General features: G+C 47.4%; 19 protein-coding genes. All 19 read left to right on the top strand.

All coding sequences use genetic code 11. The features are described 5' to 3' along the window. The 19 genes from larC to L1N85_RS06240 all read left to right on the top strand — a co-directional run bounded on the left by larC (window position 1) and on the right by L1N85_RS06240 (window position 24,664). On the top strand, window positions 1–1,329 hold the full coding sequence (gene larC / locus L1N85_RS06330) for a nickel pincer cofactor biosynthesis protein LarC (protein ID WP_235236145.1): 1,329 nt from the start codon (window positions 1–3) through the stop codon (window positions 1,327–1,329). Between the two features lie 37 nt (window positions 1,330–1,366). Beyond that, window positions 1,367–2,002, top strand: a complete 636-nt coding sequence (locus tag L1N85_RS06325; RefSeq protein ID WP_235236143.1) for a HoxN/HupN/NixA family nickel/cobalt transporter — start codon at window positions 1,367–1,369, stop codon at window positions 2,000–2,002. A 106-nt stretch (window positions 2,003–2,108) separates the two neighbouring features. Next, on the top strand, window positions 2,109–3,515 hold the full coding sequence (gene gndA / locus L1N85_RS06320) for an NADP-dependent phosphogluconate dehydrogenase (protein WP_235236141.1): 1,407 nt from the start codon (window positions 2,109–2,111) through the stop codon (window positions 3,513–3,515). Window positions 3,516–3,532: 17 nt separating this feature from the next. Beyond that, window positions 3,533–4,795: a glucuronate isomerase gene (locus L1N85_RS06315; RefSeq protein ID WP_235236139.1), complete on the top strand. Its 1,263-nt coding sequence runs from the start codon at window positions 3,533–3,535 to the stop codon at window positions 4,793–4,795. 541 nt (window positions 4,796–5,336) lie between these two features. Next, window positions 5,337–6,710, top strand: coding sequence for an ABC transporter substrate-binding protein (locus L1N85_RS06310; protein WP_235236137.1), 1,374 nt, complete (start codon window positions 5,337–5,339; stop codon window positions 6,708–6,710). A 207-nt stretch (window positions 6,711–6,917) separates the two neighbouring features. Beyond that, entirely contained in the window at window positions 6,918–7,856 is a 939-nt protein-coding gene (locus L1N85_RS06305; protein ID WP_407946329.1) for a carbohydrate ABC transporter permease, read from the top strand. 10 nt (window positions 7,857–7,866) lie between these two features. Continuing rightward, entirely contained in the window at window positions 7,867–8,697 is an 831-nt protein-coding gene (locus L1N85_RS06300; RefSeq protein WP_235236135.1) for a carbohydrate ABC transporter permease, read from the top strand. Between the two features lie 40 nt (window positions 8,698–8,737). Beyond that, a complete protein-coding gene (locus L1N85_RS06295; protein ID WP_235236133.1) occupies window positions 8,738–10,096 on the top strand; it encodes an ABC transporter substrate-binding protein in 1,359 nt (452 codons plus the stop codon). 134 nt (window positions 10,097–10,230) lie between these two features. Next, window positions 10,231–12,009 carry a sensor histidine kinase gene (locus L1N85_RS06290; RefSeq protein WP_235236131.1) on the top strand — a complete coding sequence of 593 codons (1,779 nt, stop codon included), beginning with the start codon at window positions 10,231–10,233 and terminating at the stop codon, window positions 12,007–12,009. Then, entirely contained in the window at window positions 12,002–13,606 is a 1,605-nt protein-coding gene (locus L1N85_RS06285) for a response regulator transcription factor (RefSeq protein WP_235236124.1), read from the top strand. The genes L1N85_RS06290 and L1N85_RS06285 overlap by 8 nt, the downstream gene beginning before the upstream one ends. Window positions 13,607–13,781: 175 nt before the next feature. Continuing rightward, window positions 13,782–15,542, top strand: coding sequence for a sensor histidine kinase (locus L1N85_RS06280; RefSeq protein ID WP_235236122.1), 1,761 nt, complete (start codon window positions 13,782–13,784; stop codon window positions 15,540–15,542). A 3-nt stretch (window positions 15,543–15,545) separates the two neighbouring features. After that, on the top strand, window positions 15,546–17,087 hold the full coding sequence (locus tag L1N85_RS06275) for an AraC family transcriptional regulator (RefSeq protein ID WP_235236120.1): 1,542 nt from the start codon (window positions 15,546–15,548) through the stop codon (window positions 17,085–17,087). 94 nt (window positions 17,088–17,181) lie between these two features. Then, window positions 17,182–18,504, top strand: a complete 1,323-nt coding sequence (locus L1N85_RS06270; RefSeq protein WP_235236118.1) for an extracellular solute-binding protein — start codon at window positions 17,182–17,184, stop codon at window positions 18,502–18,504. A 102-nt stretch (window positions 18,505–18,606) separates the two neighbouring features. After that, window positions 18,607–19,482 (top strand): carbohydrate ABC transporter permease, encoded by an 876-nt coding sequence (locus L1N85_RS06265; RefSeq protein WP_235236116.1) that lies wholly within the window; start codon window positions 18,607–18,609, stop codon window positions 19,480–19,482. A 64-nt stretch (window positions 19,483–19,546) separates the two neighbouring features. Continuing rightward, window positions 19,547–20,374 (top strand): carbohydrate ABC transporter permease, encoded by an 828-nt coding sequence (locus L1N85_RS06260; RefSeq protein ID WP_235236216.1) that lies wholly within the window; start codon window positions 19,547–19,549, stop codon window positions 20,372–20,374. Window positions 20,375–20,716: 342 nt separating this feature from the next. Further along, a complete protein-coding gene (locus L1N85_RS06255) occupies window positions 20,717–21,829 on the top strand; it encodes an amidohydrolase/deacetylase family metallohydrolase (RefSeq protein WP_235236107.1) in 1,113 nt (370 codons plus the stop codon). Then, window positions 21,795–22,898, top strand: coding sequence for a DgaE family pyridoxal phosphate-dependent ammonia lyase (locus L1N85_RS06250; RefSeq protein WP_235236105.1), 1,104 nt, complete (start codon window positions 21,795–21,797; stop codon window positions 22,896–22,898). The genes L1N85_RS06255 and L1N85_RS06250 overlap by 35 nt, the downstream gene beginning before the upstream one ends. A gap of 1 nt (window position 22,899) precedes the next feature. Further along, window positions 22,900–23,655, top strand: coding sequence for a 2-dehydro-3-deoxy-phosphogluconate aldolase (gene dagF, locus L1N85_RS06245; protein WP_235236098.1), 756 nt, complete (start codon window positions 22,900–22,902; stop codon window positions 23,653–23,655). After that, on the top strand, window positions 23,648–24,664 hold the full coding sequence (locus tag L1N85_RS06240; protein WP_235236096.1) for a sugar kinase: 1,017 nt from the start codon (window positions 23,648–23,650) through the stop codon (window positions 24,662–24,664). Before dagF ends, L1N85_RS06240 begins: the two co-directional genes overlap by 8 nt. Window positions 24,665–24,674 lie beyond the last annotated feature (10 nt).

Below are 24,674 nucleotides of genomic sequence, written 5' to 3'. Positions count from 1 at the left end.
ATGAGGACGGTCTATTTGGATTGTATTTCAGGCATCGCAGGAGATATGGCACTGTCCGCACTGGTGGACCTAGGTGCTGATCCGGATTACATTATCAGTCATTTAGCGAAATTGCCGATCGATCCTTTTACGATGGAATTCGTTCAGGTGGACCGGCGGGGGATTACGGCGAAATGGCTGAAGCTGGACTTTGATCATTGTGCTCATAACGACGGCCATATACACCAACATCAGCATCCTCACGAGCACCTGCATGATCACCATCATGATCACAACCATGATCATCACCATGATCATCCTCATGATCATGATCATGAGGAGCACATTCTTAATGAGCCGCATAACCAAGAGTCTCATGAACACTCGCATGAACATAGAAAGGCTTCCGACATTCTTCGGATGATCGAGGGCTCAAGTCTGCCGGTACGGGTGAAAGAGAGGAGTTTGTCGATTTTTCGCTTGATCGCCGAAGCGGAAGGTAAGATCCATGGGATAGACCCGGCCGACGTCCACTTTCACGAAGTTGGAGCAATGGACTCCATATTAGACGTCATTGGGGTTTGCCTGGCATTAGAGAATCTCGATGTCAGCAAAATCATCGTCTCTCCTTTACCAACCGGTACGGGCAAGCTCCGTATGGCCCATGGCTTATATCCGATTCCCGCTCCTGCGACGGCGGAGCTGCTTCGCGGCGTACCGTTATCTTCGTTTACGGCTAAGGGTGAATTGACAACGCCAACCGGCGCAGGGATCGTCAAAGCGCTGGCCTCTGAATTCGGTTCATTACCCGCTGGGACGATCGATCGAATTGGATATGGCGCAGGAACAAAAAATTTCGACCATCCGAACGTAGTAAGAGCTCTTCTTTATCAGCAGGAACAAAAGGAACAATCAAAAGAGACGATTATCGTACTCGAAGCGCAAGTGGATGATTCAACGGGAGAAACGCTTGGCTATGCTATGGAAAGGCTGTTTGAAGCCGGTGCTCTCGATGTTTTTCACACTCCTGTCTACATGAAAAAAAATCGTCCTGGAGTCCTCGTCACTGTTTTATGTTATCCGGCAAACAGCGGTCGTTGCGAGGAGACACTGCTTGCGGAAACGTCCACCTTCGGCGTACGCCGGAGCGAATGGCAGCGCAGGGCGCTTGAACGTCAGTGGATTCAGGTGGAAACTCCTTACGGATCCATTCGAGTGAAGCAGGCTATTGATGGAGAACGAATCATTCGCCAAGCTCCGGAATATGAGGATGCGGCTCAAGCTGCCAGATCGTTTGGCGTTCCTCTTGAGACCATCTATCGCGAAGTATATAAACGGATAAACGAATAGGAGAGGGATTATTGTCGAGTTTATAGGACTATTAGTATTGTCTATATTACTAGGGCTCCGTCATGGAATTGATTTTGACCATATTGCAGCTTTGGCCGATATAACCGGAGGGAGTCCGGGTTCGAAAAAAGAAAGGTTGAAGATGTCTCTATGGTACGCAGGCGGTCATGAGGCTGTCGTATTCATTCTGGGCAGTAGCATTCTCCTATTCGCTTGGAGCGTGCCTCTATGGGCCGACCACCTGATGGGCAAAGCGGTAGGGCTCACCTTGATTCTCATGGCGATCCTTATGCTGCTTGGGAGAAGAAAAGGTAACGCTGTCTATTGGAGCCGCGGGATCACCGTATTTCAGAAGCTTAGGCGGAAAAACGGTGAGCCGTTTACCTTTACACGGCGGAATGTATTTACCATCGGAGTCATTCACGGCATCGGAGCGGAAACACCGACTCAGCTTTTGTTGTTCACTACTGTGGCCGGAGTGGCTGCGATTAATCACGGCATGTTTGCGGTGGCGGCCTTCAGCGTCGGTTTACTCATTTCCCACGCGCTCATAGCGATAATCAGTATTTGGTTTCATGATCTTTCCAAAAAAATTCGTCCATTGTTTCCAGTTACGATGTATGCCGCTTGCTTATTCAGTTTTGTTCTCGGGGTAAGTTATTTAATAGAGTAAGTACGGCCTTTTTTAACAACGTTGTTATTAACGCGGTATTGAACATCCATATTCGTACAAGTCATAGAAAGATTGAATCTCATTAGCGTAAGAGGAGAGAAAGAACTTGAATAAACAACAGATTGGTGTCATTGGCCTTGCTGTAATGGGGAAAAATCTTGCCTTAAATTTGGAGAGCCGCGGATTTGAGGTTGCCGTCTTTAACCGATCCTTTGAAAAAACAAAGGAGCTGGTCAGGGAAGCGGCTGAGCGGAATGTGTACGGATACGATTCTTTAGGGGACTTTGTCGCTTCGCTCGAAGTGCCGAGAAAAATTTTGATCATGGTTAAGGCCGGCAGCGCTACGGACGATACGATTGCACAGCTTATCCCGCTGCTTGAAATAGGAGATATTTTGATGGACGGAGGCAATTCGTACTTTATAGATACACAGCGGAGAACAAAGGAGCTGGAGCCGTACGGCATTCATTTCATCGGTGCAGGTGTCTCAGGAGGCGAGCAGGGCGCGTTGGAGGGACCGGCTGTCATGCCGGGCGGAACCCAAGAGGCCTATGCGCATGTTGAGCCTTATTTAACCGCTATTTCTGCCAAAGTCGAGGGAGAGCCTTGCTGTACGTATATCGGACCGGACGGAGCGGGCCATTATGTCAAAATGGTACACAACGGTATCGAATATGGAGACATGCAGCTGATTTGCGAGGCTTACCATCTGCTCAAGGAAGTAATAGGCGCGGAGCCTGAGGAGCTTCATCACATTTTCAAGGAATGGAACGAAGGTGAGCTTAACAGCTACCTGATTGAGATTACACAAGACATATTTACCAAGATCGATCCGGAAACGGGCAAAAGAGTGGTCGATATTATCAAGGATTCTGCCGGACAGAAAGGCACGGGAAAATGGACCTCGCAAAACGCTCTGGATCTGGGTGTTCCTTTGCCAGTCATTACGGAGTCTGTTTTCATGCGTTATTTATCCTCCCTTGGAGAAGAGCGCAAGAGGGCATCGGCTTTGTTTGACAAGCCGGTTCCGAAATATAACGGGAATCGAGCGGATTTCATTGAGCTGGTGCGTAAGGCGCTGTACGCGAGCAAAATATGCTCCTATGCGCAAGGCTTTGCTCAAATGAAAATGGCTTCTGACACTTACGGATGGGGATTGAATTGCGGAAACATTGCCATGATCTTCCGCGGAGGCTGTATTATCCGGGCTCAATTCCTTCAAAATATTAAGAATGCATTTGAAAGCGATGCGGGTCTGCCTAATTTGCTCGTAGACAACTATTTTAAAACCATTGTTAATGAATACCAGCAAGCGTGGCGCGAGGTTGTTGCAGCTGCAGTGCTGAATGGAATCCCTGTTCCGGCATTCGCTTCGGCTCTATCTTATTTTGATGCATATCGCACACCGTATCTCCCGGCTAATCTGCTTCAGGCTCAGCGTGATTATTTCGGGGCCCATACTTTTGAGCGTGTTGATAAAGAAGGAAGCTATCACTTTCAATGGAATAACTAAAAAAAGGGGAAATGAAAATGAATACTCAAACGGTTGTAAGCTTGGCTGATCTTCGACAGACTGTAGAACGTTTGGCTCTCAGCATGCCCGTCACCGATATGCATACGCATTTATATGCGCCCGAATTTGGGGAGATGCTTTTGTGGGGCATTGATGATCTGCTGACTTATCATTATTTGATTTCGGAGTCGTTCAGGTGGTCGGAGGAAGAATACAGTCATTTCTGGACCATGTCCAAACGTGAGCAAGCGGACTGGATATGGAAATTACTATTCCTTGACCATTCTCCAGTAAGTGAGGCGGCCAGCGGTTTCATTACGATCCTAAAGCGTCTTGGGCTGGACGTATCCTCACGCAACCTGGACGATTACCGTCAGGCACTCTCGAAACGCACGGTGCATGAACAAGTCGATACGGTGATGCAAATCGCGGGAATTGAGAAAATCGTCATGACTAACGATCCGTTCGATCCCGTAGAACGTCCTGTTTGGCTGTCAGGCAATGGGAAAACAGATTCCCGGTTTTATGCTGCGCTACGGGTTGATACATTGCTGAATGACTGGCATCATGCCGTGAACGAGCTTCAAAACCTTGGTTATGATGTACAGGCGGAGTGGACCGAACGGACGAGAGAGGAAACTCGCCGTTTTCTGGCGGAATGGATCATTCGCATGGATGCCCTCTACCTTGCGGTTTCTATGCCTGGTGACTTTAAATATCCAGCCGATGATCATCGAAGCAAGATGATAGACGACGTTATGATACCGGTATGTCAAGAGCAAGATATTCCGTTTGCGCTTATGATCGGCGTTCGAAGAAAAGTGAACCCGTCGCTGGGATTGGCAGGCGATATGAGTATGCAATCTGACGTGTCGGCAGTTGAAGCGTTATGCCGCCGTTATCCGGAGCAGAAGTTCCTTATCACTATGCTGGCGAGAGAGAATCAGCATGAATTGACAGTACTTGCCCGTAAGTTCCGTAATTTGATGATTTTCGGCTGCTGGTGGTTTCTGCACATCGAGTCCATGGTCGAGGAGATGACGCGATTCCGCTTGGAGCTTCTAGGCACTTCGATGATCCCGCAGCATTCCGACTGCCGTGTCTTCGAACAGCTGATCTATAAATGGGAGCATTCCAGAAGAATCATCGGGAATGTGCTGGCAGACAAATACGAGAAGCTGCATCAGAGTGGCTGGAACGTGACCGAAGAGGAAATAAAAAGAGATTTGGATGATATGTTGAACCGGAACTTCTGGCGCTTTCTTGGCAAGGGGCAATAACGGGACAGAGACGGATAGAAATAAATGGGCGCAGCCGCAGGCTGCGCCCATTTATGATTTTGGTTTTTCACTCTTTATGGGCTCAACACAATAATCAGTGCGTGACGTGTTAAGGCTTCACCTTAACGGACACAGAAGCCCTTATATGTGAATTTTAGGGTTGAATTGCTTTCTATCGGACTCAGAAGCCGTTATTTAACCATTATGAAGCCCAAACGTATGGATTTGCGTGAAATAAGAGCCTCAGTGTCCGTAAGGAACTAGCAATACAGGGATAAACAGCAAATAAGGTCTCTGGTGTCCATTTATTCAATTGAAGAAATCAAATATCGACTTCGATTGATGGACAAGCACTGATTTCGGTTTTGAACCCTTTTATGCGCAAATTTTTTTTCAAATAGAAAAATTTTTGTCATGTTTTTGATCTCAGCGCTCCCTATAATGAACCCATAGACAAATAACATTTATGTAAGCGCTTCAGTTTATCCGCCATACCTGTTATCTCGCGTCTGTTGTCAAAAAAATTTAAGGGGGAAGTTGTATGATTAAGAAATGGATGAAGAGCTCGACAATTGTTCTAACGGCTGCGGTAATGCTCCTGGCGGGCTGTTCCTCATCAACTGGAACAAAAGACACAAATGCCGGAACCAACGCTGGAACAAAAGCTGAATCCAATGAGGGCAGCAAGGCGGAACCGGTTACGATTAAGGTTCATACCTGGTATAACCTTGAAAATGAAAAATTCGATGTTGTGAAACAGGAATTCGAGAAAAAGCACCCGGACATTAAAATCGAATTCGTATCCGCCGGAGATAACAATGCTACCGAACACTTGAAAAAAGTCGATCTGGCAGCAGCCTCGGGCGAGGAGATGGATGTCATCATGTTCTCTTCGCAAACATCAGTCGTTCAGCGGGTCCCGGCGGGCATGTTAGAGCCGATAGACGATTATTTGAACAAAGAGTGTATCAAATTTGATGACGAATATGCCGTCAGTACGCAAGATAATGGGAAGTACTATGGTCTGCCAGGTAAATCGGTTAACTTCTTTGTTGCCATTAACGAAGACCACCTGAAGGCCGCTGGACTGCCGATTCCGACAGATTGGACTTGGGACGAGTATCTCGACTATGCGAAAAAGATGACAAAACAGGACGGTGAGAAAAAACGGTATGGCACGTACTTTCATACTTGGACCAACCCATTTGTGATGCTAGCCTTGGCGAATCAAGCAGAAAACAACTACCTCGTCACTGACGATGGCAAATCGGCAAACATTACGAGCCCTGCTTTGCGTAAGTCGCTTGAAATTCGCTTGCAAGCGGAGAAGGATAAATCGGCAACGCCTTACACCGAGGTGATTAGCCAGAAGCTGAACTATCGGCCGCAGTATTTCAACCAAGATGCCAGTATGATAGCGACAGGTACGTTCTTAATCGCAGAAACGGGTGGTACAGACAAGGTACCGGCGACGTTCAAATCCGTATTTGCACCTATTCCGAAACTTAATAAAGAAGATCCAACCAGAGCCAACATTTCATCAGATGTTTTGTCGATCTCCAGCAAGTCGAAGCATAAAGAGCAAGCCTTTACATTCATCCGCTGGTTTACGACGGAAGGACTTATGGTCCAAGGCAGAAATATTCCATCCTGGAAAAAGGCCAATATGGAAGAAGTTTTAGATAAGATCATTGCTGCGACGCCGAGTCCGGAAATGATTGACAAGGCATCTCTGCTCAACTTTTTGAAAAATACCGTTATGGTCCAAGCGAAAACTCCGCCAGCGTATTCAGCAGAAGTAGAAAAAATGATGCAAGAGGAATTTGATAAAATGATGCTTCAAGGTCAAGATATCGATAAAACGATAAATACGGCACAAGAAAAGATTCAAAAATTGGTTGATGCCAATCAATAATTGCTCATATGGAATTGCAAACGACGCAGAAGTCATTTCTGCGTCGTTTGCGTATAGGCTGAAAGTATCTGAGAGGGGAGAAATGGTTGATTGATCCATTCAAAATAATTGCGCAAATAATTTTTCAAAGAGAAAAATTATTGCCCTGTATTTGATCCCAGCTCTCCCTATAATGAAGACATAGACGAACAACAAGAGGTGATTAGATTGGAACAAACGGTTCAAGAAACCGGAGCCATGAAAAATATGGTTCCACGAAAAAAACGAAAGAATTTAACACAGGATACATTAGCAGGGTATTTGTTTATATCACCTATGCTAATTATGACTGTTGTCCTCATGGTCATTCCGATTCTACTCTCCGGAATTATCAGCTTTACCGATTGGAACTTTATTGCAGGTTTAAAGAGTATCAATTTTATTGGATTTGATAATTATACGAAAATGCTATCTGATGAGAATTTCACCAGGTCGTTAGCCAACAATTTTCTTTTAATGATAGTCATCCCTGTTTCCTTGTTTATTGCATTAATATTGGCGGTACTTATCAATAAAGCGACTTACTTCAAATCTGTTTTTAAAGTCATTTATTTCATGCCTTTTATATCCAGCTTTGTCGCAGTAGCTATTCTGTGGCGTGTGTTATTTCATCCGACTAGCGGACCCATTAACGGTCTCCTAATGTCGATAGGGATCGATAATCCGCCGGCATGGCTGGCAGATCCGAGTTTTTCGCTCATATCTGTGATGATTATTATGGTTTGGGCTGGGATAGGCTTTGAGATGATCATTTTTATGGCCGGGCTGCAAAACATTCCGCAAGATCTCTATGAAGCAGCTGACATCGATGGCGCTTCGAAAATTCGTCAATTTTTCTCGGTTACGCTGCCTTTACTTTCGCCAACAACGTTCTTCCTGCTCATTACGGGTATCGTCGGTTCCTTTAAGGCGTTCGATCTGATCATGATCTTAACGAATGGTGGACCTGCTGGATCAACATCCGTTATCGTGTTTTACTTGTATGAAGTTGCCTTTATTCAATTGAAATCCGGATATGCGTCGGCGATTGGTATCGCACTTCTTCTCTTAATTCTGGCAATAACAGTTATTCAATGGATTGGTCAGAAGAAATGGGTAAATTACTAGGGGGATTCCTATGAGTTCGTTACGTGTTAGTCGTATTATAATTACTATATTGATGAGTGCTGCAGGTATAATTTTTCTCCTGCCATTCGTGTGGATGCTCTCAGCTTCCTTTAAACCGGAGCTTGAAGTTTTGGCTTATCCGATTCAATGGATTCCGGAAACATGGAATGCTGTTGAAAACTACCGGGAAGTTTGGTTCGGTACACTTCCTTTTGCTTTGTATTATTGGAACTCAATCAAAATCACTTTACTGACAACAGCAGTGTCTCTGATTACTTCAGCTATGGCTGCTTATGGCTTCTCAAAAATTTCGTTTAAAGGCCGGGATGTCATATTTATTATGGTGCTCGCAACATTTATGATTCCACATCAAGCGATCTTAGTTCCTCAATTTGTTCTATTCCGTTGGTTGGGTCTGTTTGACAGTCATACCGGCATAGTATTGTTAGGCAGTGCCGGAGCAATCGGGACTTTCCTTCTTCGACAATTTTTCATGAGTGTTCATAATGAAATTATCGAATCGGCACGTATGGACGGTGCCAACCATTGGACCATCTTTGTTAGAATTACGCTTCCATTAGTGAAATCTGCATTGGCTACCTTAATGATTCTTCGTTTCATCTGGACTTGGAATGACTATCAGAATCCGTTGATTTTCCTTCGGTCCGATCATTTGTATACGCTGCAGCTGGGGATGAGGAAGTTTAGCGATGTGAACGGAGAGTTTTATTCACTCATGATGGCAGCCGCCGTGTCCGCAATCTTGCCGCTGATGATTATCTTCATCATTGGCCAAAAGCAAGTTATTGAAGGCGTGGCGCAGGGTAGTGTCAAAGGATAGATAAAACAGATAATTGGATGGACAACTAGGAGGAAACCGTATGATTAAGAAATGGATGAAGAGCTCGGCAATTGTTTTAACGACTGGAGCAATGCTGCTGGCAGGCTGTTCCTCATCAACTGGGAATGAAACAAATACAGGAACCAACGCTGGAACCAACGCGGGCAGCAATGCGGAACCGGTCACGATTAAGGTTCATACATGGTACAACCTTGAAAATGAGAAATTTGATGTTGTAAAACAGGAATTCGAGAAAAAGTATCCAAACATCAAAGTTGAATTCGTATCTGCTGGAGATAATAATGCCAACGAACACGTGAAAAAAGTCGATCTGGCCGCAGCTTCGGGCGAAGACATGGACGTCATCATGTTCTCCTCACCAGCTCAATACGTGCAACGACTTGCGCTGGGCATGTTAGAGCCGCTTGATGAATATATGAACAAAGAGGGTCTCAAATTTGAGGATGAATATGTCGTCAATACGCAAGAGAATGGGAAGTACTATGGTCTGCCGGGGAAATCTGTAAACTTCTTCGTTGCCATTAACGAAGACCATCTGAAGGAAGCGGGACTGCCGATTCCGACTGATTGGACTTGGGACGAGTATCTCGAATACGCAAAGAAGATGACAAAACAGGGCGGTGAGAAAAAACGGTATGGTACGTACTTTCATACTTGGACCAATCCGTATGCGATGTTAGGACTGGGGAACCAACCGGAAAACGCCTATCTCGTCACGGACGATGGCAAATCGGCAAACATTACGAACCCGATTATGCGTAAGTCGCTGGAAATTCGCTTGCAAGCGGAGAGGGATGAGTCGGCAACGCCTTACTCCGAAGTGATTAGCCAGAAGCTGAATTATCGGCCGCAGTACTTCAATCAAGACGCAAGCATGATAGCGACAGGAACGTTTTTCATTCCCGAAGTGGGCGGGACAGAGAAGGTGCCGGCGACGTTCAAAACGGTATTCGCGCCTTATCCGAAAATGAATAAAGAAGACCCGATTACTACCTCAGTCTCATCAGATTTTGTGACGATGTACAGCAAGTCGATGCATAAAGAGGAAGCTTACACGTTCATCCGCTGGTTTACAACGGAGGGACTCGTTGCGCAAGGTAGAAATATCCCATCGTGGAAAAAGGCTAATATGGAAGAAGTATTAGATAAGATCATTGCTGCGGCGGCGAATCCGGAAATGATTGACAAGGAATCGGCGTTGAACTTCTTGAAGAATAGCGTTATGTTCCCAACGATAAATCCGCCAGGGTATTCAGCGGAAGTGGAAAAAATTATGCAAGAGGAATTTGATAAAATGATGCTTCAAGGTCAGGACATCGATATAACGATGAACACGGCGCAAGAGAAAATTCAAAAATTAGTTGATGCTAATCAATAATCATGCATTTCTGAAGAAAGGAAAGTGTAATAAGGGTGGACTTAAGGTATAACTAAAAGAATAGAAAACGAAGCTGGAGCAGCCTTTATGGTGCTCTAGCTTTCGTCACGTTATAGGGGAAGGAGGGAATGGGGATGAAATTCAACTTTTTTCGAGAATTGTCGCTTAGACAAAGATTGATTGCAACGTCCATCGCTTGTTTGATGGTTCCTACCCTTGTTATGCTTTACAACACGAGCTCATTTTCACAACAAATTATACGAGAACAAGCTTTAAACAGTGCAAGCCAGTCGCTAAGAATTGTACAGTACCAAATTCATGGCATTATTGAAGAAATGGTTGAAGTGTCGAACCGGGTTCAATTTAATGATGAACTAAAAAGCTTACTTCAACTACCGGACGATCCGTTAGTTACCCTGTCAGTCACCGCCCAGCTGGAACAGATGGCGAGCGCTCGACCTGATATACGACTTACCTTGCTTATGAGGGATGGACGATACTACTCGAATTATTCCTTTTACGAGTTTGATCCTTCGTCTTTCCGACAACAACCATGGTTTCAGAAGTTGTCCGGATTGTCGCCTTTTGACACCTTGTATTTGGGTGTTCAACCCAATTATTTGACAATTCAGGCTGAGAAAGATCCTTTTGTAATCATGACAGCACGTTCATTGACGGATTATTCGTCAGCGCCGTTCGCTTATTTGATCGTTAGCCGTACAGAAAATACGGTCAGCGGCATTATTGATAACCTATCTGAAGATATTTTTTTATTGGATCAGAATCAACGTATTCTGTCACATCGTGATGAAGATTATATCGGCCAAGATTTCGGAAGCCTTATGTCGACAAGCACGGATGTATCACCTGGAATTATTCACTTAGCTGGAGAAAATCAGATCTATGTATCGATGCCCGTTCAATATGCCGAATGGTCATTGGTGAGCTTGGTTCCGTATGAGCAATTAACAGACAAAGTGAACCGGATTTATCGATCAGGTCTCCTGCTGCAAATTTTATTCGCCGCGGGTTTTCTCCTTTTTCTCGCCTATTTACTAAGGAAATTTACAAAACCGATTAAAATTTTAGGTGATATAGCTCTGAAAGTTGAGTCGGGTGACCTGCAAATTCGATCTAACGTGAGGTCAGGCGACGAGGTAGGCCGACTTGGCAGATCCTTCGATCATATGCTCGACCGCATTTCAGAAATGCTCGAACAAGTAAAGCTGGAGCAAGAGCTTAAGAGGCAAGCGGAGCTTGCGATGCTGCAGGTGCAAATTAACCCGCATTTCTTATTTAATGTACTAAGCTCTATTCGTTTAAAGCTGCTTATGAAAGGGGATGATGAGAATGCCGAGCTGGTCGGCTCCTTATCTTCGCTGCTGCGGACGACACTATCATCCCAACAAGAATTTGTCCCTTTGCTTACCGAAATTGACATTACTCGGCAGTATATGGATCTGATGAATTTTTCGTTGCGGCATCAGATCGAGTCAACTGTAGAAACCAATGCGGACCTGCATTTGGAAACCGTACCAAGATTTATTCTTCAGCCTATTATAGAGAATTGTTATAAACATGGGTTTTCAAGGAGAGGCGGGCGCATTTCCATCCGTGTGGAGAAGACGGAAGAAACCTTACGTATAACGATTGAGGATAATGGTGTTGGCATGAACGCCCAAACATTGAGCCGTGTAAATGACACCCTAAAGCTGAGCAAGAGACAGATTATGGAGAGAAGAGATCAAATTGACGGGTTTGCTGCAGGAATAGGACTTACGAATGTGTATAATCGTTTAAAGTTAATTTACGGCGATCAGTTTCAAATGAATATGGATAGCGAATATCAAAAAGGAACGACAGTTGTATTCATTTTCCCGACTTCAATAACGGAGGGGAATCAACATGTATAAAGTAATCATCGCAGATGACCAAATGCCAGTCCTAGAATATTTGAAAGCAAAGCTGCCTTGGCAGGAGCTGGGTTTAGAATTGATAGCGGTCTGCTCGGATGGAGAAGAAGCGCTCCATGCTTGCAAGATTCTACCGCCTGATATCCTAATAACCGATATCGGTATGCCGATCATGAACGGATTAGAATTAATCGAAGAGGCACGCAAGATCAATCCAGGTCTCAAGACGGTCATCCTGTCCTGTCATGAAGAATTTCATTTTGCACAGCAAGCCGTAAAATTAAATGTAAATGATTATATTTTGAAAGAAACAATGCGTATCGAACAGCTGTTGGACATGTTACAACAGCTTATTTTGCAGCTTCAAAGCGAAAAAGCGGTGCAGAACGAACATCTGAAACTACAAGCTGTTGTCTCCCATGGTCTCTCAGCGTTAAAAACAACATTTTTGCGATCGTTGATTGACCAGCCTGTATGGGATGAAACGGAGTGGGAGAAGAAAGCCGGAAATTTGGGGATCCGTTTAACGGCTGGCTATCGATATTTGCCTGTGCTTTGCACGCTGGAACGTTTTTCGGATATAGAGGAAAGATTTGGAGGAGCACATCAGGTTCGGTTCGTAGTGGAAAACGCATTGAATGAATCTGTTCAAATAGCAGATCATGTCGTGTTAACCTTTGACGAGAGATCTTATTATATTCTCTATCCTTACCCAAAGACCATAAAAGTCAATATAATGGACATGATAACCGATGAATTGTTTAAGGCCCAAAAAATGTTCCTTCGCAATATGAAAATTGGAGTTTCTTTCTATTTAGGCGAAGGCTGCGATTCAATGACAACACTAAAAAAGCAAATTAGATTCATGCAAAACATAAAGACGTTTCGATTCTATTCGGGAGAACATCGTATCCTAAAAGCACAACAAATGGAGACGACGGAGGATGAACTATTTGTTCATTATTCTGAAGCAGTAAATGATATAAGAAATTGTATTCAATTGGACGATGCTGAACGTCTAAAGTACATGATTGAGAAGTGGTTGAAGCATATTGAATCGAAAAGGTATCCGGTAGATTCCGTACGCGGCTGGGTGATAAAGATCGTTTCTGACATTGAGCTGAAGTACTCGGTCATGCAGCATTTTTTGACTAATTATAGTGCTGAATTGATGCAGCAAAAAATTTATGCGATAGATACATTGGACCATCTTGGAGATGGGTTATATCACTATTTGGTTGAAAAGATGGATTCTATAAGAGTGCACAAGGATCACTCCATTCGTAAAGAAATCGCAGAAGCACAACGTTATGTACTCATGCATTTAAACGAGAAAATCGTTATGGATGACATGGCAAGAAGCTTAAACCTTAATCCTACACATTTTAGCCGCATTTTCAAAAAAGAAACCGGTGAAACCTTTGTGGAATTTGTAACGAGAAGCAAAATGGAACGGGCTCAGGAGCTGCTTGATAAATCCAATCAAAGTATAGAGCAAATTTCGCTAGAGCTGGCCTACGATAATTCCAGTTACTTCAATAAGCTGTTTCGTGCTTTCTCCGGCATGTCTCCGAATGAATATCGCAAAAAAATATGACCATATTTTTTTATTATATGGCCGTTAATCTGAGCTTAACGCTGATTATATTTCTGCAGAAGGTCCCGATATCGGGACCTTCTTTGGGTGCCGTAAAGTAAACAAAAGATACTTGATTGTGTTAAGCTCTTGGAGAGGCTATTGATACGAATGACAGTCAATACGGAGGAATGCTATGACAAGCTGGTTAGGAAGATCGCTCAATCGAAAGTTATCCTTTTTGCTGCTTGTATCGATACTCGTCCCACTTTTGTCGCTCGGCTACTTCTCGTATACGACTGCATCGGACGTGACGGAAGAAAAGGCGAAGCAAGCGGGGATGAGCATTTTGCGGCAGATCGATACGAATCTTGAATTTGTCGTCAAGGACATTGAGAACATGTCCTTGTTTCTGATCGGCAACAAGGAGGTTCAACAGTATTTGAGCAATAAGGGAGACGATGCCGTCAAGCAGACCCAAATGATCGAATTTTTATCCAATCTCGTCTATTCCAAGCCGTACATATCCGATATCACGATTTATCCCAAATATAAATCCCATCCGGTATCCAATACGACGATACTGCAATCGGGCCTGCCCGATATTACGCAGAAGGAACCGGACTATTTCGAGGCACACCCCAGATGGTGGTCTTCAGTGTACGAGAACCATACGAACGTCGGCGTCAAGCGGGTTATATCACTGGTGCGTCCGGTTCGCAACATGTTCTCATTTGAACAAATCGGCATGCTCGTCATCAGCTTGGATGAACAATCGGTGGCGCGAATGCTGAAGCAATCCGTCATCGAAGGCGATGATTACACGATGCTGGTTGATTCAGAAGGACGAATCCTTTCGAGCGGAACAAACTCCTCTATGAACGGTTCATTGGAAGACTTCTTGCCGGGACTTATGCCGTTTACAAAGACGACAGGGTCCGTCAATTATGGAGAGCAGGCATCAAAGAAAACGATTCTTTATTTAACGGTGCCGGATGTGAACTGGACGCTGGTCAGGGCCATACCGTATGCCGAGTACAGGTCGCAAAACCGGTATGTTCTTGCGCTTACGGCGGTGTCCGTCGGTTTAGCGGGCCTGCTGATCGCCTCACTCGTCGTTTTCTTCGTCAAGCGGGTGACGCGGCCTCTGCTGATGCTGACGCACTTTCTGAAGGATACCGATCCGGAGGAGCCGATACAGCCGTATCCCGTGGAGTCGATGGACGAGGTCGGACAGCTGGTGCGCAGCTATAACAAGCTGGGCGGGCGAATAGAACGGCTAACGGAGCAAGTGAAGCATAACGAATCGCTGAAGAAGGAAGCCGACATGCAAGCGCTTCAGGCGCAGATCAACCCGCACTTTTTGTATAATACGTTATCTTCGATCCATTGGATGGCTTTAATGAATGAAGACATGAAGACGGCCAATATGGTCGGCAGCCTGAGCGATTTCCTGCGCTTCAGCCTAAACAAAGGGGCTCCGTACTGCCCTGTGGAGCAAGAAATCGCGCATGCCCGCCACTATGCGAACATTCAATCGATTAGGTACCCGGACAAGTTCGAAATCCGCTTCTTCGTCGATCCCGCGATGCATGGCCGCATGATGCTCAAGCTGCTGCTTCAGCCTTTGATCGAAAATGCGCTCATTCATGGCATTCAGAAGAGAGAAGGCAAAGGCGTCATTCATGTGCACGCCGTCATGCAAGGGGCGACGATGAACTTCGTCGTCGACGATACCGGCACCGGCATGGAGCCGGACAGACTGAGCGACGTCTTGAGCAGGCTTTACCCGCCGGATGACCGTGAACAACCTATCGAGCAAGGAAGCTATGGCCTCAGGAACGTACATCAACGGCTCTTGCTGCACTACGGCAATGAGGCAGGACTTACGATTGAAAGCATGGAGGGCATAGGAACGCGAGTCACGTTTACCATACCTGTAATGGAGGAATCTTAAGGCATGAAAATTTTGATCGTGGACGACGAAGTGATCATTCGCACCGGGCTCAGCACGGTGATCAATTGGAAGGAGCTCGGCTTCGAGCTGCTGACCCCGGCCGCTTCCGCCGAGGAGGCGATTGTGCGCATACCGGATGAACGGCCGCATATTGTACTGACAGACATCCGCATGACCGGCAAGGATGGCCTGGAGCTGACGGCCGAGGTGAAGCAGCTGCTGCCCGATTCGGAAATTATTATTCTTACCGGCTATGAGGATTTCAGCTATACCCAGCAGGCGATCCGGGAGGGCGTCAGCGATTATTTGCTCAAGACGAGTCCGCCCAAGGAAATCATTAAGGCCGCAATGAAAGCGAAGCAGCGCATATTAAACCGGTGGGCTGCGCTGAAGCAAGGTCATATTCAGCAAACGGCTTTCCGTGACAGCCTGCTCGAGCGGTTAGTGACGGAAGGCCGTCTGGACGAGCAGTCGCTCGCGCAAATCCCCCAGCTGCTGCCGAAGGTGCATCCGGATGCCAAGTCGTTCCAGGCGCTTATCATCGCAGCATCCGGCTGGGGCGATGATACGATTTACGCCAATTCTCTTCATTTTGCAGTCGAGAATATGGTCAGGGAGCTGCTTGATTGCGAGACCTTGCTGCGCAAAGACTGCGTCCTGCTCATCCTAAGCCGGCATCAAGCGGTAATCGATCTTTATAAGGTCAAGCTGGAATTAGATCGAATCAGCCGGAAGCTGAAGTGCAAGCTATTCATCGCCGCAGGCTCCTGCGTGCGGGAGCTCCGCGACTTGAAGACGTCGTATGCGGAGGCTTCATTCGCTTTTACCTTCAAAGGGTTCGCCGGGCGGGAAGACTTAGTCGCTTATGACGATGTCAAAGGGTGTGTTGGCGGAAGAACGATTTGCACGCAGGAGGAGGAGGAGCAGATCATATCTATTTTGAAAAACGGGAACGCCGTCGAGCTGCGGTATTGGGTTAACCAAGCGATAAGCGCTCAGCTCGCGGATCCGGCAGTAACGCCAAGCTCGTTCCGAACCTATTCCAATTCGGTCATTATTTCAGGGCACCGTTGGCTTGAACGGGTTATGCAGTCACTGGGAGAGGAGGAGCCGCTTCCGGAGCAGCTTCTGCAGCAGCCGGCCGACATGTCTGTGCAGCCGGATGAAGCGCTGTACAAGCATTTGCATACTCTAATGGGCAAGTACCAGGAGATGGCGGCGGGCGAGCGGGTAACTTATATCAAACGCGCCATGGCCTATATTTGCGATCATTTAGACAAAAATTTGACGCTGCAGCAGGTGGCGAAGCATGTGCATTTAAACCCGAATCATTTCAGCGAAGTGTTCAAACGGGAGACCGGCCTGACTTATATCGAGTTCGTGACGCGGGAGCGTATCCGGCGCGCTATGAAGCTGCTTAGCCAGTCGCCGATGAAGATCAGCGAGGTGGCCCGGCATGTCGGCTATGAGGATGTTAAATATTTCAGCCAGCTGTTTAAGAAGGTTTCTGGAAAGACGCCTTCGGAATATCGAATAAAAAACTGAAGTTTATCCACCCTAATGCTGATTTCTGTCCCCTGCCCATTAAAAAATGTACCCCCTATACTAAAGAGGCAACTAAAACAAGGAGGTCACATCAATGAAAAAAGTATTATCCATTGCTATAACGCTTACGCTCACAATCTCACTCATCTTGACAGGCTGCGGCAAGAAAGAATCCGGGAACGAAACGGATCAGGCCGGCGGCAAAGAAAAGGTGAAGCTCTCTCTCTGGCATAACTTTACCGGTGACGACCAACGCGCCAAGACGATGCGCTCGATCATCGAACAGTTCCAAAAGGACCATACGAACATCGAGCTTGATATTCAAGCGATTCCGCCGGACGGCTACAGAACGCGTCTGAAAACGGTTGCGGCAGCAAACGAAATGCCTGACCTATTCGTCATGTGGCCGGGTGTTATGACGAAGGAGTTTCAAGCGGGCAAGCTGATTCAGCCTATTAATGAACTGCTCGAGAGCAAGCCGGAGTGGAGAGACGGATTCCTGCCTGGCTCGTTCGATGCCTTTACGATAGAAAACAACATTTACAGCGCGCCGATTGCGTTGTCCCCGACGTCTATTCTGTATTACAACCAATCGATTCTCGACGAAAACGGCCTGCAGGTGCCGAAAACGTGGGATGAGCTGTTGAACGCCGTTAAGGTGCTCAAGGAAAAAGGAATTACGCCAATCGCACTTGGCAATAAAGCAGCATGGGTTGCGCAGTCCAGTATTCTCAGCTCGCTGGCTGACCGTGTGACCGGCACGGACTGGTTCTTAAAAGCAGCTGCTCAAGACGGGGCGAAGTTCACTGATCCAGAATTCGTGCAGGCGCTTCAATATTTGCAGGATTTAGGAAATGAAGGCGCGTTCCAAGAAGGTTTCAATGCAATTGACAATACGCAAATGGAGCAAATGTTCGCGCAAGGCAAAGCAGCGATGATGATCGACGGCGGTTGGGCGCTGACGAACTTTGCAGCGAATGCTTCTGAAGAAGCAATGGCTCAAATGGGCGCAACGGTGCTTCCTTCTATCCCTGGCGGCAAAGGCGACCCGAATACGTTGTCCGGCGTTGTCGGAACAGGTCTTGGACTTGGCAAAGGCGCAACGGGCGCGAAGAAAGAAGCCGCATTCGAGCTGATGTATGCCATGGCTGGCCCTGACGCTCAGAAGAGCGTACTGGAAAGCAACCAGCTTGTCAGCTATAAAGTGGAACTCGACAAGAGCAAGGTAACGTCGATCTTCGCGAAAGTGTACGAGCTAGTGAATACCGTAAAGACGACTCCGGTATACGACGGCGTCATGACTTCAGCCGGCGCTGAAGCGGTGAACAACGGACTTCAGGAGCTGCTCATGGGCGGCAAACCGGAAGACATTGCGAAGAAAATTCAAGACGCGCAAGCGAAGTCGCTTGGCAAATAATGTAGAGAGTCTTAAATAACAAACAACATGTCGCGGTTTCAGTTCTCCTCCCGGCAGGAGGGCTGAAACTGCCCTACCTATTAGGGATGAAAGGAGTTCTGTATGACGTCTTCCAGCCGTATGAAAGGTTTTATCACCCTTGGACTTCTTCCCGCCCTGCTCTTATATCTGGTATTCGTTATTATCCCGATTATCTGGTCGGCCTATTACGGCTTATTCGATTGGAAAGGTATTGGCACGGCGAAATTCATTGGTCTCGGAAATTACCTGGAAGCGATCCAGGATCCTATATTTTGGCTTTCCTTTAAAAATAATATGCTCATTGTGGCTGCGTCCGTTTTCGGCCAAGTGCCGATTGCACTGTTTCTGGCCTTGTTCTTGCTCAAAAACAGCTGGTTCCACAAGTTCATCCGTTCCTCCGTATTCATGCCGATGGTTCTGTCTTCGGTTGTCGTCGGTATTATCTGGGGCTACATTTACCACCCGGAAATCGGGATTTTGAACTTCCTGTTGGATCGTTTAGGACTCAGCTCGTGGAAGCAGCTTTGGCTGTCCGATCCGAGTATTTCCATGTACTCGCTGATGGTGCCGATCATCTGGAACTACATCGGTCCTTACCTGATCATCTTTATTGCAGCGCTGCAAAACATTCCTAGTGAAATTGACGACGCCGCCAAAATCGACGGGGTGGAAAGTTCGCGCAAGCTGTTCTCCATTACGCTGCCGATGATCTGGGATACGATCAAGGTAGCGGTCGTACTCTGTATTTCCGGCAGCTTGAAGGCTTTCGACTTAATTTATATTATGACGGGCGGCGGTCCGGCACATTCAACCGAGCTGCTCGCGTCGTATATGTACAACAATACCTTCTCTATCTACCGATTCGGATACGGCAGCGCGGTGTCCACGACCATTATTATTTTGAGCCTCGTCTTGATTGCAGGCAGTCAATATTTGATGAAAAAAAATTATCGTTAAGGAGGAGGATCCGACAATGAAAGCAAGCAGTCATTCAAGCAGAGTATCCTCCTCTAAAAAGAGAATGGACCTGCGCAATTGGACAGGCGGGATCGTCAACGTATTGATGACCATGTACGCCCTGGTCACGCTCTATCCCTTATTGTGGTTATTTATGAGCGCGTTCAAGACTAATGAGCAATTTTTCTCCCGTCCGTTCCAGTTTCCGACCGACTGGCAGTGGGAAAACTTCACACGTGCGTGGGAAGTGTCCGATATGGGTCTTGCCATGTTTAACTCTGTGATTGTCACGATCGTGTCGCTTGTTCTGTCGCTAGTGATCGGGGCGCTGGCCGCCTACGTGCTGTCGCGTTTTCAGTTTCGATTCAAGCTGTTCTTTATGGGCTTGTTCCTGCTCGGGATGCTGATCCCGATTCACAGTACGCTCGTCCCGCTCTTTATTTTGATGAATAAGGTGCATCTTCTAAACACCTACTGGGCGCTTATTTTGCCGTATGTGGCGTTCGAGCTGCCGATTGCGATTTTTATTACGCAAGCCTACATGAACACCTTTCCGAAGGATATCGAAGAGGCGGCAGCAATCGATGGTACCGGCTACTGGGGCATCTTTGCTAGAATCATGCTGCCGCTGTCCCTTCCGGCGCTTTCTACCGTTGCGATATTGGCCTTCCTTCGCTTCTGGAACGAGTTTTCATTCGCGCTCGTATTCATCAGCAAGCCAGCGCTGAAGACGCTGCCGCTTAGCCTGTCCATGTTCGCCACAGGTTATATGACCGACTACAAGTTGACGATGGCCGCCTTATCCTTATCGGTTATTCCAACGATTATTGTCTACTTGATTTTCCAGAAGCACATTATGCAAGGGATGGTCGCAGGCGCAGTTAAAGGTTGAAATAATCCCCGCGGGGGCCAGCTCCGGCGGGGATTCCGCTCAAACGCCGCGCGGAGTGATAATGAGGTGCAATTTGTTTGCACCTTTTTATGTCGTTATCAGCGCGCGTGCGGACCCAATCATGGAGAGGATGCTGTCCCTCAAGTCGTATCAGACCTTATCGGACAGCCTTCCTGCTTCAAAATCAGATTATTACCCAACACTTAACGGTTAAACATTATAACGTTATATTGTTCTTTCAGTTTTTATGCTATTCTAAACGTATAAGAGAAAGCAATACGATTGTACGAGAATACGAGAATGAATAAGTCATCATTCTAGCTGCGGAAGTAGGTGAACAACATGCAAGATCGTTTCGTTTTGCACAATCTAAAGCGCGTCAGCGGAGAGTCTATCGATATTGTCGTGGAGAACGGCAGCATTGCCCAGGTGACTGAGGCGGGTCTAGCATTTGGACACCGTATGACAGATTGTTCCGGCGTTTATGTATCGAGCGGATGGATTGATCTGCATGTCCATGCATTCCCTGATTTTGATCCATACGGGGATGATATCGATGAAATCGGCATCAAGCAAGGTGTAACCACGATCGTGGATGCCGGAAGCTGCGGTGCGGACCGGATTGCGGATTTGGCCGCAACCAGAGAGTATGCCCGTACTAAGATGTTCGCCTTTTTGAATGTTTCAAGAATAGGTTTAGCCAGAGTCGACGAATTATCCAATCTCGAATGGATCGACACGAAGAAGGCCGTGCAGGCCGTACAGGATTTCAGTGGTTTCATCGTAGGATTAAAGGCTCGCATCAGCAGAAGCGTTGTCCGTGACAGCGGCCTGGAGCCATTACGCATAGCGCGTTCGCTGTCTGTTCAAACCTCGCTGCCGTTAATGGTTCATATCGGCTCCGGACCGCCGGGCATCGAGGAAGTCATACCGCTGCTGGAGAACAAAGATATTATTACGCATTATCTTAACGGGAAAAGCAACAATCTGTTTGACGAGGAAGGCAAACCGCTTCAGGCGCTGCTTGATGCCATCGGTCGCGGCGTTCACCTCGACGTCGGCCACGGTACCGCGAGCTTTTCCTTTAAGGCTGCCGAAGCTGCGAAGCGCCGTCATATCCGTATAAATACGATCAGCACCGACATCTATCGCGGAAACCGGCTGAATGGTCCGGTATATAGTATGGCTCATGTCCTCACTAAATTTCTTTACTTGGGCTATTCACTGGAAGAAGTGATCTCAGCGGTCACCACGCGCGCGGCTGAATGGCTGGAGAAGCCTGAGCTTGGCCGCATTCGGGTTGGGGATGCCGCGAACTTAACCTTATTTACCGTTCGTAATGAACCGATTGCGCTTCTTGATTCCGAAGGGGAGCAGCGTATAGCGGAAAAGAGAATCGAAGCAAAAGGAGTCGTTATAAATGGCGAATTCATTGAATGTGAAATACGGACTTAAACGCGTCATTAATGCTAGCGGACGGATGAGTATATTAGGCGTATCCGCTCCTGCGGATACCGTCATGGACGCCATGAAGCATGGCGGACAAAATTATGTGGAGATCGCGGATTTGGTGGATAAATCAGGCGATTATATCGCACGAATTCTCGGCTCGGAGGCAGCGGTAGTCGTAAATTCGGCTTCAAGCGGCATTGCGCTGTCGGTTGCGGCGGTAGTAACGCAAGGAAACCGGCGCAAGAGCGTGCGTCTGCACCAAGAGTCCATCCCTAGAAATGAAATCATCATTCTGAAAGGCCACAACGTTCAATATGGAGCGCCCGTTGAAACGATGGTTTACTTAGGCGGCGGCAAGCTCATCGAAACGGGATACGCCAATGAGGGCAAAGCGGAGCATATGGAAGAGGCCATCACGGAGAACACGGCAGCCATTCTTTTTGTCAAATCGCATCATGCGGTTCAGAAAAATATGATATCCGTCGAGGAAGCATGGGTGATTGCGCAGCGAAACGGCGTTCCGCTCATTGTGGATGCGGCAGCGGAGGAAGATCTTCAAAAGTATGTAACATGCTCAGACCTGGTCATCTACAGCGGATCGAAGGCGATTGAAGGTCCGACATCCGGCATAGTCGGCGGCAAACGAACCTATATCGAGTGGGTCAAGATGCAATTGCACGGCATCGGTCGAAGCATGAAGGTCGGCAAGGAAACAACGTTCGGGCTGCTTCAAGCGCTCGATGAATATAGGGTCAAGGCGGACAAGAGCGGGCAAGAAAAAGAAGAGCTCCAAACCTTAATGCCTTTGAATGAGATAGACGGACTGCGAGTGAGCGTCGTGCAGGATGAAGCCGGCCGGGCCATATTCCGCGCACGGATTCATATCGATCCGTTGCAAGCGGGTATGACCGCAAAGCAATTGGTAACGGAGCTGCAAGACGGAGAAATTGCGATATACACGCGTGATTACGGCGTAAGACAAGGCTATTTCGATATCGATCCCCGTCCGCTTCAAGGCGATGATATGCAGGTTATCGCATCCCGAATTCGTGAACTGGCAGGAGGAAAATAAAATGTCAAAGATTATGAAACGGCTATACAAAAACCGGGTCGCTTTAAACGTATTAGCTAATAGCATAGAGAATGCCAAGGAAGTATTTGAAGCGTCGGAAGGCTGCGTTCTAGTCGGCGTTCTTTCGAAGGATTACAGGACGGTTGAAGAAGCGGTGGCCGCCATGAAAGCATACGGCAAAGAAATCGACGATGCGGTGTCGATTGGACTGGGCGCAGGCGATAACCGTCAAGCTGCCGTCGTTGCCGAGATTGCGAAGCACTACCCCGGCAGTCATATTAATCAGGTGTTCCCTGCCGTAGGAGCCACCCGTGCCAACCTAAGCGGGAAGCAGAGCTGGATTAACAGCTTAGTGTCTCCAACGGGCCGTGTTGGATATGTAAATATTTCAACAGGTCCCGTAAGCGCCGCACAAGGGGAACACGCGATTGTGCCGGTGAAGGCGGCGATTGCGCTAGTCCGCGATATGGGGGGCCAAGCCTTGAAATATTTCCCGATGAACGGATTAAGCCGCGAGGATGAATGGCGCGCCGTTGCGGAAGCTTGCGGTGAAGAGGGCTTCGCGTTAGAACCGACTGGCGGAATTGACATGGACAATTTCGAGACCATTCTGCGCATTGCTCTTGAAGCTCATGTACCGCAGGTCATTCCTCACGTCTATTCCTCGATTATTGACAAAGCAACGGGAAAAACGAATGTTGAGGACGTCCGCCGGCTGCTTGAAATCGTGAAGAGACTGGTTGATCGCAATGGCTAAACGGATCGCAGCCTTTGGCGAGGTTATGATGCGCTTGCAGGTGCCGGGTTATGAACTTCTATCGCAAGCCGGCAGACTGAACTTTTCTTTCTCGGGAACGGGAGTAAATGTGGCTTCAGCTCTGGCTCGTTTTGGGCATACAGGCTGCCTTGTAACCACCTTGCCGGCCAATGCCGTGGGGGATGCCGCAGCAGCTTATCTTCGCAAATTAAGTCTGGCACCTACTTTCATGATGCGGGGCGGCAATTACGTTGGCATGTACTTCCTGGAGAACGGCTTCGGCGCGCGGCCTAGCCGCGTTACTTATTCCAACCGGTTGGAAAGCAGCTTCAATACCGCCCCTGAAGGAACCTATGATGTTGAAGCCATCGCGAAGCAGGTGGATGTTGTTCATTTTTGCGGCATTACGCTGGCCATGAATGATACGGTCAGGCTTCATATGAAAGCATTGGCGAAAGCGGTCAAGGCGCATGGCGGAACGGTCGTCTTCGACTGCAACTACCGCCCGTCGCTTTGGGGGCAGGACGGCTATGAGAAGGCAAAGCCGCATTATGAGGATATGCTGCATTTGGCGGATATCGTCATGATGAACGAGAAGGACGCCATGTTCGTCCTTGGCATGAACACCGGGAAAGAAACCCGCATGGAACAGCTCACTGAGCTGATTCCAGCCGTCGCAGCCCAGTATGGGATCACGGTTATAGCCGGTACCCACCGTTCCATTAACGGCGACAATACACATTCCTTGCTTGGCTTTATGTACAAGAATCAAACCTTCTTCTTTTCCCAAAAGCTCACGTTTTCCGTCTATGATAGAATAGGTGCAGGAGATGCCTATACGAGCGGAATTGTGCATGGCGAGGCCAGCGGATTTTTGCCGGAAAAGACCGTCGGGTTTGCCGCGGCGGCCGGCATGCTGGCGCATACGATTGCGGGCGATACGCCCATGTCGTCCGAGAGCGATATCCTCCGGGCCATGACCGAAGCAGTAGGCGATGTGGAAAGGTAGTGAATGCCGC

The organism is Paenibacillus alkaliterrae, assembly GCF_021532375.1.
In the GTDB taxonomy this organism is placed as follows: domain Bacteria; phylum Bacillota; class Bacilli; order Paenibacillales; family Paenibacillaceae; genus Pristimantibacillus; species Pristimantibacillus alkaliterrae.
This window is presented reverse-complemented; position numbering and strand designations above follow the sequence as displayed.